Source organism: Empedobacter sp. UBA5924, from assembly GCF_002431085.1.
GTDB classification, from domain to species: domain Bacteria; phylum Bacteroidota; class Bacteroidia; order Flavobacteriales; family Weeksellaceae; genus Empedobacter; species Empedobacter falsenii_B.
Window position 1 is genome coordinate 65007 of record NZ_DJDM01000034.1, and the last position, 13811, is coordinate 78817.

The window sequence follows — 13811 nt, forward strand, 5'->3', positions numbered from 1 at the left end:
CTAAAAAATTCTTTATACCTTTCATTTAAAATCTAAATTTAATAATGAAAAACGTAGGAGAAGAATTTAAAAAATATGCGCTGTTAGACAAAGGAATTAGCTCTTTACATATGGAGAGTTACATCCAAAATACAACGCCTTACATCGTTGAAGAAAGAAAATTGAACGTTGCACAAATGGACGTTTTCTCTCGTTTGATGATGGATAGAATCATCTTTTTAGGAACAGGAATCGATGATCAAATTGCAAATATTATTCAAGCACAATTATTGTTCTTAGAAAGTGTAGATGCAACAAAAGATATTCAGATTTATGTTAACTCACCAGGTGGTGGTGTTTATGCAGGATTAGGAATTTACGACACAATGCAGTTAGTAAAACCAGATGTTGCAACAATTTGTACAGGAATGGCAGCTTCTATGGGAGCAGTTTTATTATGTGCAGGTGCAGCAGGAAAACGTTCAGCACTTAAACATTCTCGCGTGATGATTCATCAACCTTTAGGAGGTGCTCAAGGACAAGCAACTGATATGGAAATTACATTGAAGGAAATCTTGAAATTAAAAAAAGAATTATACGACATTCTTGCAACTCATTCTGGTCAAACTTTCGAGCAAATCGAAAAAGATGGTGAACGTGATTACTGGATGACTTCACAAGAAGCAAAAGAATATGGAATGATTGACGAAGTTTTATTGCCTCGTAAATAATTTTAAATTCAATAAAAATACAAAAAAAGGATACTCAACTTATTGAGTATCCTTTTTCGTTTACAAATACTTAAAAATTTGTAAAACAATAAGAAAGAAACATAAAAAACAATAATCTAAAATAAGATAACTTCATCCTTTATTTTACCATAATTTATACTGATAGAAATTAACAAATAAATATTTTCTATCTAAAAGAAAATAAATACCTTTGCATCTTAATTAAGTATAGAAAATTGGAAGAAAATAAGTGCTCTTTTTGCGGAAAAAGCAGAAACGAAGTAAATATTTTAGTGTCTGGAATCGACGGTAATATTTGTGATAATTGCATAGAACAAGCTCATGGTATAGTTTTAGAAGAATCGAAATTTAACGAAAATAACGATTTGATAAAACCATTAACGCTAAAATCTCCGAAAGAAATTAAAGAGTTTTTAGATGATTATGTGATTGGTCAAGACCAGGCAAAAAAAATATTGTCGGTTGCCGTATACAATCATTACAAAAGAATATTATTAGACAAAGAAAATGATGTAGAGATTGACAAATCGAACGTTATTTTAGTTGGAGAAACAGGAAGTGGAAAAACATTATTAGCAAAAACAATTGCTAAGTTATTAAATGTTCCATTTGCAATCGTTGATGCAACTGTACTTACAGAAGCTGGATATGTAGGAGAAGATGTAGAAAGTATTTTGACGCGTCTTTTACAATCTGCTGATTACAATGTAGAGCTTGCCGAAAAAGGAATCGTATTTATTGATGAAGTAGATAAAATTGCACGTAAAAGTGACAATCCATCTATTACACGTGACGTTTCTGGAGAAGGTGTACAACAAGCTTTGCTTAAAATTTTGGAAGGAACTATTGTTAACGTGCCACCAAAAGGAGGACGTAAGCATCCTGATCAAAAATTTATAGAAGTTAATACAAAAGATATTTTATTTGTGGCTGGTGGAGCTTTTTCTGGAATAGAAAAACACATTGCAGATCGTTTGAAGAAACACGTAATTGGTTTCAAGAATGAGGATCACAAAGAAATCGAAAATCTTTTGGATGAAGTAAATGCACAAGATTTGAAAAACTTTGGTATCATTCCAGAATTAATTGGACGTTTACCAATTATTACGTATCTTAAAGCATTAGATAAAGAAGCGATGAGAGCTATTTTGACAGAACCAAAAAACTCTCTAATGAAACAATATACAAAACTTTTTGCCCTAGACGGAAAAGAGCTTGTAGTGACGGACGAAACCCTAAATAGAATTGTAGACCGTGCCAATGAACTGGGTTTAGGAGCTCGAGGATTACGAGCAGTTACGGAAGAAATCTTTACTGATTTAATGTATAACATTAAAGATTTACCAGAAAAAGTTATAATATAATCTGTTGAATAGTAACTTATTAATAAATATTTTTATATTTGTAATAAAATTATTATTTAATTTAATAGAAACCTACCAAAAATAACATAATTTATGAAAAAGAATCTACTTGCTTTAGTCACACTTGCTTAGGTCTATAGTGATTCTACACAATATAAATATATAAAAAATAGCTGACGATAAAATTAATAATCGCTTAGAATTCTATTGGAATCAATCACCAAAAACACTAGATATAAATGATTTAAATAAGCTACTATTTATATTGAAATAATGGAGGTCATTTTGTTAAATTTGAGCAAAGTAATACAACCGCTAATATTTCAATTTTTAATTTAATTGGACGTCAAATATTTTATAAAACAATATTTCTACAAATACAGATTATAATTTAAATATTAATAATATTCCAACCTTATATTTGGTTAAGATTGTATATTAAGGTGGTGAAACTTTAACGAAGAAAACCATTAACAAATAAAACTAGCTATGAAAAAATTATTGAAAATTAACTTGTTTTTTTTATTTGTTTTCATTATTAATGTATCTGTTAACGCCCAACCTACAAATCCTTTATTCAGATTGGAAAAATTGTAATATGAACGGAGATAATACAGGAAATAGGGATGGTATTAGAAAAGTATCTATTCATGATTATGCACCTTTTTTAATTGTTACAGCTGTAACAATTGCAGGAATAGATTCATATGAACAAAGACTAATAATTAAAAAATAAATTCATACTTTTAAACCTCAATCAATAGATTGAGGTTTTTTTATATCAAACAAACTATGAAAAATAAATTTATACTGCCGCTTGTTGTTTTAGGAAGTTCTGTCTTTGGGCAGTTTAATGTTTCTGGGCAAATAGAAAATTATGCAAATAAACCTGTTTTGGTTAAAATTTTCGACAATGCCGAAATGAAATTAATCAACAATGCGATTACTGATAACAACGGAAATTTTTCTGTAAAAGTTCCAAAAGAATACAATGGTTTTGTACGTATTGATTTGCCAACAGGTGAAAATCTTTCGTTATTAACTGATAACAAAAATCTAAAATTCAAAACGGTTAGTGGGCAAGAAATATCTACTAAACTTGAAATTTTTGAGGGAAATACACAAAAGGAATACAATAAAGTTTTAGCACTTCAACCATTAAATGAAATTCAGAACCAGGTTTTTCCTTATTTAATGCAAATGTATAAACCAACTGATGAATTTTATACAGCAATGGTAAAAGAAGATAAGCGTATAAAAGAGTTGAAACGTAACGAAAATTTTTCGCCATTAATTACCTATATTAATGAGTTGAATGATTTGAAACAAAAAGCTCAAACAAATAAAGATGCTGAAACGCTAAATGAAATTGTGAATCATTTTGTAAAAGATGATATACGATTGGAGCAATCTGGAATGTTTAATGATTTAGTTTTTGCTTATATTAATGGAAAATTAGCTGCTGCAAACAATCAAGATGTAGAAGGGAATTTAATTGCTGCTACAGACGAAATTTTGGCTAAAACAGATATCAAAACGACAAGAGGTCAAAATGTATTGACAACTATCTTAAACTTTGTTCCTGAAAAAGAATATGCAAATTTTCATAAAAAATATGTAGATAAAGTAAAAAGTTTGACTTCTAATGTAACAGATCAATTGAAAAAGAAAGTGGAAAAAAGCGCTTCTATGCAAGTGGGAAGTAAAGTTCCTAATATCACTTTTCCTCAACCTGTTAATGGGAAAAAATCATTATATGATATCAAAGAAGATCAAAAATTAATTGTTTTCTGGGCTTCTTGGTGTCCTGCTTGTCAACAAGAAATCCCGCACATTAAAGAGTTTTACAAGAACTTCAAATCAAAAGGTGGAGAAATTGTTGCTATTTCTTTAGACTATGATCAAACAGCGTTTAACAATGCTACGAAAGAATTACCTTGGTACAATTATACTGATCTTTTGAGATGGGATTCGCCAATCGCGGCAGAATATGGAATAGAATCTACTCCTACTCTAATTTTGGTTGATAAAGACAATAAATTAATTAAGAAAGTTCATCATATTTCTGAGTTAGAAGTATCGAAATAATAACGAAAAAGCTACATTGAAAATCAATGTAGCTTTTTTATTCTATTGAATTATTATTCTAAATAAATCCTTGACTGTTCTTGTAATGAATGATTAGGAAAATTCCGATCAGAATAGTGAATCCCCATAACGAACTTCCTCCGTAGCTGAAAAATGGTAACGGAATACCAACCGTTGGGAAAAGCCCAATCACCATTGCGATATTGATAAAAAAGTGGAAAAATAAAATAGAGGCGACTGCATATCCATAAAATCGTGCAAATCTATTTTTTTGGATTTCGGCTAAGAAAAATAATCGCCCTACGAAAACTGCATAAACAATCACCAAGGCTGTACTACCAATGAATCCCCACTCTTCTCCTACTGTTGTAAAAATGTAATCGGTTTGTTGTTCTGGTACAAACCTTCCTTTTTTAATAGTTCCTTGATTGTAACCTTTTCCATATAATTCGCCCGAACCAATCGCTGTTTTTGCATACAATAAATTATATCCCGAAGTATCACGATACTTTGCTTCTCCTTCGTACAAAACCATCACACGCTCTTTTTGGTGTTTGGGTAATTTCTCAAAAATGATCGGAGAAATAAAACTAACCGTGCTTGCAAATAATAACAACACAATAGACGCAATAATACTAAAATTCAGAACATTTGCAGCTAATCCAGATTGTGTTTTGAATGGTGAATCATTAATTTCTTTTTGTTCGGTTAATTTTAAAATTAAAACTGGAATAATTGATATAAAGAATCCTATCAATCCAAAGAAAGTTGTATTAAAAAATATTGGTTCTGAGAAAAATAAGGAACGCATTGGAAATAAATGTCCGAAAGATTCGCGTGTTTCTTCAGATAAATCTTCAACCAAATAACAAATTCCAATCAATAATAAAAAGAAAATTGATAAGCCGATTAAAACACCATGCATCGCATCAACTACATTCTGATTATAATTGAAAGCTAAAATTAATAAAGCTATTGTAAGAATTATAAATCCAAAAACTAATAAAACGTAAAAAGGAATTTGTACAATCGAAATCAAGAAAATGATTAATAATATGATTGGTGCTAAAATTATCCATGGATTAAGTCCTTCTCTGTACAAGGCAATACTTAATGAACAGAAAATAATTACTGAACCTAAATCGGGTTGTAAAAGAATTAAAACTACTGGTATTGCGATAATCAACAATATTTTTCCTATAAAACCTAAGTCTTTTAGATTTGCGTTTGAATGATTGATAAAATTAGCAATCAACAAAGCTGTACCAATCTTCGCAAATTCGGCTGGTTGCAAACTCAGAGGTCCAAAACGATACCACGCTTTTGCTCCATTAATTTCCTTTCCAACAATCAAAACTCCGACGAGCAAAACGAGGGAAATGATATAAAAAACAGGACTATAAATTTCGAAAAAATTACGGTTGTTTCCGCTCGCAATTATCAAAATCAATATCATCACCATTCCAAGTCCAAACCAAATTAGCTGTTTTACACCTAAATCTGGATTGACACTATACACATTCATAATCCCGAAAGTTACTATCAGAAACCCTAGGATCAGTACAATCCAATCAATTCCTTTTAGTAATCTGCTTTGGCTCATGTTTTAGTTTTGTTGAATCTTTTTTAAATTTTAAACTATCTATTTTATTTCCGATAGAATCCTTTTTTACAGGTTCTACGTATAATCCTTTTCTTTTTAGATAATCTATCCATTGACGACGATATTCGCCTTGTAGATTACCATTTTTCATACGTTGCACTAACGCAGGTCGTTTTATTGTATCCGTTACGTATAATTCTGCGATCAAACTCGCCATTGGTCCAGCATAAGTTGTACCCCAAGAACCATTTTCTACAATTGCAGCAATCGCAATTTTTGGTTTATCTGCTGGAGCAAACAATACAAATAATGAGTGATCTTGTCCATGAGAGTTCTGAGAAGTTCCAGTTTTACCAAATTGTACAAAAGAACTTGTATCAAAACTACGAGCTGTACCCATTGTAAATACATTACGCATTCCGCGTTGAATGATGTCAAAATGTTTTGGATCAACCAATGTATTTTTTTTCACCATATAAGTAGAATCCGTCAATGGTTTTCCATCAATACTATGTACAATATGCGGTGTATAGAAAAATCCTTTGTTGGCAATAATTGCTGTATAATTTGCCATTTGCAGCGGAGTTGTATTAATATCTCCTTGTCCCATACCATTGAAAATAATACGGTAAGGATTCCAAACACCTTCTCCAAAGCGATTGTCGTAAAACTCAGCTGTCGGAATAAGACCTTTGCTACCAACCGGTAAATCTGTTCCCATAAATTTTCCTAATCCGAAACTATTCAAAATGGAAGCCCATTCGTTAATTCCGACACTATAATCATTTGGATCTTTACGAACAATATCACGATAAGCTTCAGAAAAATAATTATTACATGATTTTCCAATTGCATGTTCTAAACCTTGCGGCGTATAATACATTCCACAGTGACAACCAATATGCATACGTCCATAACGGAAACCATGTTTACAAACATATGTTGTTTTTTCTGTCATCGTTCCCATTTGTAAACCAGCCAAAGCCGTTACCATTTTGAATGTAGAACCAGGAGGATAAGTTCCTTGTAAAGCTCTATCATAAGTTGGACGAGCAATAGAATCGTTGATTAATGCACTTCTCAACTTTGTATTCAAATAATCGTTTGGATTAATTGTAGGTGCGGATGCTAAAGCCAAAATTTCACCATTATTAGGATCAAGTGCGACAATTGCCCCACGTTTATTTTGAAGCATTTGTTCTGCCAATTCTTGCAAACGATAATCAATTGTCAAATGAACTGTTTTCCCACTTTTTACAGGTCGATCATAATCTCCGTTTTTATATGGACCAACAACATTCATTGTTCGGTCTACAATCCAGTTTTTTACACCTTTTATTCCTCGCAAATCTTTTTCATACGATTTCTCAACACCAGCAATACCAACCAAATCTCCAGGTTGATAATAGGTAGAATCTGTTTTGATATAAGATTGATTGGCTTCGTTTATATAGCCCAGTATATTTCCGGCAGAATTTACCATATATTTACGCTCGGGACGTTTGATAATGCTAAATGCAGGATACAAGTACAATTGTTCTTGCATACGAGCAAAATTCTCTCGCGAAATATTTTTTAAGAATGGATAAGGCGATAATTTTTTATAATCTTTTGCGGTAACAATTTTATCTAAAATAGAATCAAATTGTTGTGTAGAAATTCCAATCATTTTAGAGAATTTAGGTTTATCAAAACCATTCATATATTCTCCATAACTGTCAATTAATTTCCCTGGAATAACGTCTAATTCGTACGAATATGTGTTACTCACCAACAATTTTCCGTTTCGATCAAGAATATCACCACGATTAGGATAAATAATTTCTTGTTTGATCGAAGTATTAAATGCATTTAACGTATAACGATCTGTAAATAATTGCAAATACGCCAAACGTCCTATAAATAGAAACACTATAAACAGGATGAGTGCATAAACAACCATCAACTTTTTCATACTCCAACTTTATTTTTAAATAAAATTTTATAAATAAAGACAAACACAAAAGTTATTCCCGAATTGATTAATGCTTTTAGCATCAAAGATCCAATTCCTGATGGTTTAAAATTCTCAAGAAGTAATAAAATAATATGATGTGCAAGAATTAGAATAATCAAATAAAACAACCATTGCGCAAAACTGAACGAATTGAAAGAGAAAAATTCCATTTCGTAATCTTGTTTTCCTGCCAAAAGTTTGATGATTGGATTTCTAAGAAATGCGATAAGTGTTAATGCAAAAGCATGAATTCCTCCTGTGTATTCGAAAATATCTATCATTAATCCTAACATAAATGATAAGATTAGTAAGGCATATTTATTTTGATAAGGCGGATAAAATAATACAAATACAATATAGATATATGGTTGATAACTTCCTAAAAAGTTGATGTGATTGAACACAAAAACTTGTAACAAAGCTAAAACGATAATCTTGATAATATTGATTAAAAAATCTTTATTGAACATTCTGTGGACTTGTTATTGTATCTGATTTTTCTACTTGTTGAATTTCAACTTTATTAAGGTTTGTGACCACATAAGCTTGAGCTAAATTGGCGAAATCTTGTTTCAATCTTACTTGAACTTTCATTTCTCCCGTTTCATCAATTCCTTTACTTACAACTTTACCTATAATAATTCCTTCTGGGAAAACTGGTGATTTACCATCTGTTTCGATAATATCTCCTTTTTTCACTTCGATGTATTTCGGAATTTCATATAACTGAACATAACGAGGATCTTTTCCATCCCATTTCACTGTCCCAAAATATTGATTTCCTTTGATACGTGCATTGATATTGATATCCTTGTTTAACAACGAAATTGCACGAGAATAATTTTTCCCAGCAAAAGTTACAATACCAATTACACCATTATTTGTAATGATTCCGTCACCTTTTTCTATTCCATCATTTGTTCCTTTATCAATCATCAAAAGGTTTTGCGTTTTGATAATCGAGTTATTTACAATCTCTGCAGGTACAAAAGAATACGTTTGATGATAACCTAAGGTATCCGATTTGTAAAACTTTTTAGTTTTCGCATCTTTAATACCTAAATGCACCAATTGCTCACGCAAAAAGGCATTTTCGTCCATCAAATCTTTATTGGTACTCGGTAAATGAATAAAGTTTGTCACCTTTGCAATTTTATCATCCACATAACCTGTAAACGATGTGCTTGCAGAGGCAAGAATAGTTTCGTGATAAATATTTTTCTTAAAGACAAGAAACAACGCAATTAACTCTAAAAAGACAAAAATTAATAGCATTCCATTTCTTCTAATCGCATTCAGAATATATTGCATTGCTCTTTACTCTTCTATTTCATTAAGAAAGTGAATTTATCAATATTTTTAAGTGCAATACCAGTTCCACGAACAACAGCACGTAAAGGATCATCAGCCAAGAAAACTGGTAAACCTGTTTTTTTAGAAATACGTTGATCTAAACCTCTCAACATAGCTCCACCACCAGCCATATAGATACCAGTGTTGTAAATATCAGCAGCTAATTCTGGAGGAGTTTGAGATAACGTTTCCATTACACCATCTTCAATGCGTAAAATTGATTTGTCTAATGCACGTGCAATTTCGCGGTAATTTACAGTAATTTCTTTTGGTTTTCCTGTAATCAAATCACGTCCTTGTACTGGCATATCCTCTGGTGCATGCTCTAGTTCTTCTACAGCAGCTCCAACTTCAATTTTAACACGTTCAGCAGTTCTTTCTCCGATATATAAATTATGATGGGTTCTTAAGTAATATGCAATATCATTTGTAAAAACATCACCTGCAATTTTCACAGATTTGTCACAAACAATACCACCTAATGCAACAACGGCAATTTCTGTAGTACCACCACCTATATCAATAATCATGTTACCTTTAGGTTGAGTGATATCAATTCCAACACCTATCGCAGCAGCCATTGGTTCGTAAATAAGACGAACATCTTTTGCGTTAACGCGTGCACAAGAATCTTTTACAGCACGTTTCTCAACTTCTGTAATTCCAGAAGGAATACAAATCACCATTCGTAATGAAGGTGAAAATAACTTCCCTTGAATTCCAGGAATTTTCTTGATGAACTCTGTCAACATGAATTCTGAAGCTTCAAAATCTGCAATTACTCCGTCTTTTAAAGGACGAATTGTTTTTATATCATCATGCGTTTTACCTTGCATGTGTTTTGCTTGTTCTCCAACAGCAATAACTTTATTTGTTCTTCTATGTATAGCGACGATAGATGGACTATCTACTACAACTTTATTATTATGAATAATTAAAGTGTTAGCAGTCCCCAGGTCAATCGCAATTTCTTGCGTGAAAAAATCAAATAATCCCATCGTTGATTATGTCTCAGTATTATTAAAAATGAATGTACAAAAGTATAATAAATTTAGATGATTATAAAAGAGAATTTAATTTTTTAATCATCTAAATATTTTTACTAAAATAGTAAGATTTTAACAATAAAAAAGGGTTAAAAATATTTTAACCCTTTTTTATGATTTTTATTGAATTTGAATATCGTAAGGTAGCCTAACTTGAATACCTTTTTGTTCATTCATCATCTTTATTTCTTTATAAATTCGGATTCCGTCCGACCCTAATTCTTTTGCAATTGCTGCTTCGGTATTTTTTCCTTGAAGATTATCCATAAATTCTTCGAAAGAATCTTTTCGTTTTGGGTAATTCTCTGTCGAATATTTTTCGATTTTAGCCAATTTAGCTGCTTCTTTTATTGCTGTATCTAAACTTCCGAAATCATCTACCAAACCAATTTGTTTTGCACGAGTTCCAGACCAAACACGTCCTTCACCTATTTTATCAACTTGCTCGTATGTTAATTTTCTATTTGTAGCAACGTGATTTACGAATTTTCCATAAATCAATACAATTGATTTTTGCATCGTATTTTTTGCTGTTGGTGATAATGGTGTCGTCAAAGACTTTAACTGATCTGCATTTGCATTCGTTTTTACTTCATCAAAATCTAATCCGAAATTATTGAATAATTTTTGCGCATTTGGTATCATTCCAAAAACACCAATAGACCCAGTTATTGTATTTGGTTGCGCATAAATTTTGTCAGAAGCTTGCGCGATATAATATCCACCAGACGCCGCAACATCTCCAAAAGACACAACAATTGGCATTTTCGTTTTCAATTGCATCAATTCATATAAAATTTCTTCTGAAGCATTTGCGCTACCTCCAGGAGAATTTACACGTAAAACTAAAGCTTTGATTTTATCATTTTGACTGATTTTGCGAATCGCATCTACATAAGTTTTTGATTGAATACCATCAAAACCATCTCCTTCAGTAATTGTTCCTGAAGCATACAAAACTGCAATTTTATCTTTTTCAGATTTATTTGATAAGGTCTCAAAATAATCTTCCATTTTTATAGTATGTTTATCAAGAACTTCAAAATCAGTTTTTGATTTTTCTTCTTTCAAACCAAGTTTTGAGAATAACATTTTTTGATATTCATTTTCTTGAGCCAATACATCATAAATCTTGTTTTCTTTTCCTGTTTCTGGAATGAAAGCATACAAACTATCTGTTACTGTTGTAAATTGTTCAGGAGAAATTTTACGTGATTTTGTAATCGAAGTTGAAACATTACCCCAAACATCATTCAATAATTCCGATAATTGCAAACGATTCTCATCAGACATATTTGTTCTCATATAAGGCTCTACAGCACTCTTAAATTGTCCGTGACGAATCACCTGAAAATCTACACCATATTTATCTCCTACATTTTTGAAGAACATAATATTAGAACTCAAACCTTGTAATAAAGTTCCACCCAAAGGATTTTGATAAATTTTATCAGATACACTACTTATATAATATGACAACTGACTTCCTGAATTAGAATATGAATACACAAATTTTCCAGATTTTTTAAAATCTTCTAACGCATTACGAATATCAGTCGCTTGCGTAGCTCCACCAGAAAATTTATCCAATTTCAGACTAATTCCTTTTATTTTATCATCATTCTTCGCTTCTTCAATTGAATGAATAATATCTTGTAAAAAAACATTTGGACTTTCTGACATATCAAAAATAGAAACGGAACGATCCATATCACTTTCCATAATTGGATCTTCCAACGAAATTTCTAAAACAGAACCATCTTTCACACTTTTTGTTGGAGCAGATAATGCTGAAACAAATATCAACACGAAAAGTAGTATGACAAATACACTAATCGTTAATAGATTTCCTATGATTGTTGAGAATACTCTCCCGAAAAAGTTTTTCATTTTTAATTTATTATTACTTTTGCTCTATATGTCGCAAAATATAGTCATTTTGTTACTTGGTACAAACTTAGGTGACAAAAAAAATAATTTAGAAACAGCTAAAAACCTTATAAACAAAGAGGTAGGCAAAATAAAAAAAGAATCTAATATTCTTGAAAATAAGGCTGAAGGATTTACTACACCTAATTTATTCTTAAATCAAAAAATAGAAATTAATACAAGTTATTCTCCATTTAAGATTTTGAAAAAAATTAAAGATATTGAACAAAAAATGGGAAGAATCTATTTTAAACCCAAAGAAAATGAGAGTTACGTTGATCGTTTAATAGATATTGATATATTATTCTATAATAAAGTTTTAGTTAATTGCAATTATTTGAAAATTCCTCATCCTCAAAATTATTCTAGAGATTTTATTAAAAGTTTATATTTTTAGCCTGTTCTGCATTTTGATTATTAAATAATAAAGTTGTTCATTTGATTGAAAATTTGTAAATTGTTTTTACAATAAAAAACTCACAATGAATAACTTACTTGCAAATTATAAAAGAATATTGGAAATTCTATGAAAAATATCCTAAGATAAACTTTTAATTTATCAATGTAGAAGACCTAAACATTTGATTTAAAACTCATAAGTCTTTTCTTAACTACTGAATTTATGGGTATTGATAGTGAAAATAATTCATTTCGGAATATTCCTAAAGCGTAAGTTGTAAAATTGAGCGAAGTATTTACAATCGAAGAAAATGTAGATTATCATATCAAATTAATAGTATTCGCCTCAAATTAGCGAAAGAATTTAATGAATTTGAAAATTGTTTTAATCATTGATAGTATGCCGTTTCAGTTTTGTAAAATAGCAAGTATAAATAGCTCAAAATTTACAAGGAACACTAGTATAATGCACAAAACAGAGGTTTTTGTGCTTCTCAGTAAATGTCTTTTTATGGTTATAAACTTCATGCTGTTTGTTCTTTAAGTGGTGTTTTCCTGAGTTTTAACATTAGTCCAGCATCTGTTCATGTATTCATTTTTGAAACATATTGATTTATTTAATGAAGTTAATATCGATTAGAAACACTGAAAAGATCGAATCAAAAAGATTACAAACCTCAGTTTTATACATTCAAAAAGAATTGAAACTTTATTTTCTCTACTATACGAACAATTTATGATTAGACGCAATTATGCAAAGACTTTTGAGGGGTTTAAAACCAGAATTCTAGCTAAAATTACTGCACAAACATTGAATCAGTACATTATTAAAATACACTTAAATCGAAATATTAATAATCTAAAAACTCAAATTATTTAAAGTGAAAAACGGTTAAAAAAACCTATGTTTATATTTTGCTTAGAGAAATAGTGTGTTAAAAAGTGTTAAATTCCTGTATCGGTGTATATCGAAAATGACACTTTTCTGTATCGGTTGTGTATCCGCGCTGTATCCATTCTGTATCCATTGTATATCCGTTCCGTATGGTTTGTTCGGTGTTCGTGTATCGAAATGTAAACATTATGTTTCTAGATATGAGTATTGAGAGGGTTGGATATCTCCCTGAATTTTCCAGTATAAATAAAGCTACATATTTTAAAAATTGTAAATTATTATTAAACTCAAAGATCGTATTATAACTGTTATGCATTTGATTGAAAATAAGTAAATTAATTTAACTTGATAGTATACCATTGGAGGTGTGTAAAATAGCAAGAATTAAACGCTCGAAAATTTGCAAA

11 protein-coding genes and 1 pseudogene are annotated in these 13811 nt (G+C 30.6%); 6 read left to right on the plus strand and 6 right to left on the minus strand.

The features are described 5' to 3' along the window. Window positions 1-44 precede the first annotated feature (44 nt). The 4 genes from clpP (at window position 45) to B3792_RS09735 (ending at window position 4183) form a co-directional block, all read left to right on the plus strand. Window positions 45-710 carry an ATP-dependent Clp endopeptidase proteolytic subunit ClpP gene (gene clpP / locus B3792_RS09720; protein ID WP_038331995.1) on the plus strand — a complete coding sequence of 222 codons (666 nt, stop codon included), beginning with the start codon at window positions 45-47 and terminating at the stop codon, window positions 708-710. 236 nt (window positions 711-946) lie between these two features. Then, entirely contained in the window at window positions 947-2095 is a 1149-nt protein-coding gene (clpX, locus tag B3792_RS09725; protein ID WP_280062867.1) for an ATP-dependent Clp protease ATP-binding subunit ClpX, read from the plus strand. Window positions 2096-2693: 598 nt separating this feature from the next. Beyond that, window positions 2694-2831, plus strand: a complete 138-nt coding sequence (locus B3792_RS09730; RefSeq protein ID WP_286494681.1) for a hypothetical protein — start codon at window positions 2694-2696, stop codon at window positions 2829-2831. 56 nt (window positions 2832-2887) lie between these two features. After that, window positions 2888-4183, plus strand: a complete 1296-nt coding sequence (locus B3792_RS09735) for a TlpA family protein disulfide reductase (RefSeq protein ID WP_291059229.1) — start codon at window positions 2888-2890, stop codon at window positions 4181-4183. 58 nt (window positions 4184-4241) lie between these two features. Here B3792_RS09735 and rodA read toward each other — a convergent pair whose 3' ends face one another. The 6 genes from rodA to sppA all read right to left on the minus strand — a co-directional run bounded on the left by rodA (window position 4242) and on the right by sppA (window position 12071). After that, window positions 4242-5786, minus strand: coding sequence for a rod shape-determining protein RodA (gene rodA / locus B3792_RS09740; protein ID WP_291048789.1), 1545 nt, complete (start codon window positions 5784-5786; stop codon window positions 4242-4244). Next, window positions 5755-7740 (minus strand): peptidoglycan D,D-transpeptidase FtsI family protein, encoded by a 1986-nt coding sequence (locus B3792_RS09745; RefSeq protein ID WP_291048792.1) that lies wholly within the window; start codon window positions 7738-7740, stop codon window positions 5755-5757. Before B3792_RS09745 ends, rodA begins: the two co-directional genes overlap by 32 nt. Then, the gene (mreD, locus tag B3792_RS09750; RefSeq protein WP_291048795.1) at window positions 7737-8252 is read right to left on the minus strand and encodes a rod shape-determining protein MreD; all 516 of its coding nucleotides are present in this window, start codon (window positions 8250-8252) and stop codon (window positions 7737-7739) included. Before mreD ends, B3792_RS09745 begins: the two co-directional genes overlap by 4 nt. After that, on the minus strand, window positions 8242-9093 hold the full coding sequence (gene mreC / locus B3792_RS09755; RefSeq protein ID WP_291048797.1) for a rod shape-determining protein MreC: 852 nt from the start codon (window positions 9091-9093) through the stop codon (window positions 8242-8244). Before mreC ends, mreD begins: the two co-directional genes overlap by 11 nt. Window positions 9094-9107: 14 nt before the next feature. Next, window positions 9108-10133: a rod shape-determining protein gene (locus B3792_RS09760; protein ID WP_019975837.1), complete on the minus strand. Its 1026-nt coding sequence runs from the start codon at window positions 10131-10133 to the stop codon at window positions 9108-9110. 168 nt (window positions 10134-10301) lie between these two features. Then, window positions 10302-12071, minus strand: coding sequence for a signal peptide peptidase SppA (gene sppA / locus B3792_RS09765; protein WP_291048802.1), 1770 nt, complete (start codon window positions 12069-12071; stop codon window positions 10302-10304). Between the two features lie 28 nt (window positions 12072-12099). Between sppA and folK the strand changes: the two genes are divergently transcribed. Together folK and B3792_RS09775 are read left to right on the plus strand one after the other, a co-directional pair. Beyond that, window positions 12100-12507: a 2-amino-4-hydroxy-6-hydroxymethyldihydropteridine diphosphokinase gene (gene folK / locus B3792_RS09770; protein ID WP_291069491.1), complete on the plus strand. Its 408-nt coding sequence runs from the start codon at window positions 12100-12102 to the stop codon at window positions 12505-12507. 136 nt (window positions 12508-12643) lie between these two features. Beyond that, window positions 12644-13389: pseudogene (locus tag B3792_RS09775) on the plus strand (transposase). Window positions 13390-13811 lie beyond the last annotated feature (422 nt).

What these genes read in the sequence shown, in the direction of transcription:
- mreD (WP_291048795.1), bottom strand. Translation starts at nt 8,252, where the DNA reads ATGTTCAATAAAGATTTTTTAATCAATATTATCAAGATTATCGTTTTA.
- clpP (WP_038331995.1), top strand. Translation starts at nt 45, where the DNA reads ATGAAAAACGTAGGAGAAGAATTTAAAAAATATGCGCTGTTAGACAAA.
- mreC (WP_291048797.1), bottom strand. Translation starts at nt 9,093, where the DNA reads ATGCAATATATTCTGAATGCGATTAGAAGAAATGGAATGCTATTAATT.
- B3792_RS09735 (WP_291059229.1), top strand. Translation starts at nt 2,888, where the DNA reads ATGAAAAATAAATTTATACTGCCGCTTGTTGTTTTAGGAAGTTCTGTC.
- sppA (WP_291048802.1), bottom strand. Translation starts at nt 12,071, where the DNA reads ATGAAAAACTTTTTCGGGAGAGTATTCTCAACAATCATAGGAAATCTA.
- folK (WP_291069491.1), top strand. Translation starts at nt 12,100, where the DNA reads ATGTCGCAAAATATAGTCATTTTGTTACTTGGTACAAACTTAGGTGAC.
- rodA (WP_291048789.1), bottom strand. Translation starts at nt 5,786, where the DNA reads ATGAGCCAAAGCAGATTACTAAAAGGAATTGATTGGATTGTACTGATC.
- B3792_RS09745 (WP_291048792.1), bottom strand. Translation starts at nt 7,740, where the DNA reads ATGAAAAAGTTGATGGTTGTTTATGCACTCATCCTGTTTATAGTGTTT.
- B3792_RS09760 (WP_019975837.1), bottom strand. Translation starts at nt 10,133, where the DNA reads ATGGGATTATTTGATTTTTTCACGCAAGAAATTGCGATTGACCTGGGG.
- B3792_RS09730 (WP_286494681.1), top strand. Translation starts at nt 2,694, where the DNA reads ATGAACGGAGATAATACAGGAAATAGGGATGGTATTAGAAAAGTATCT.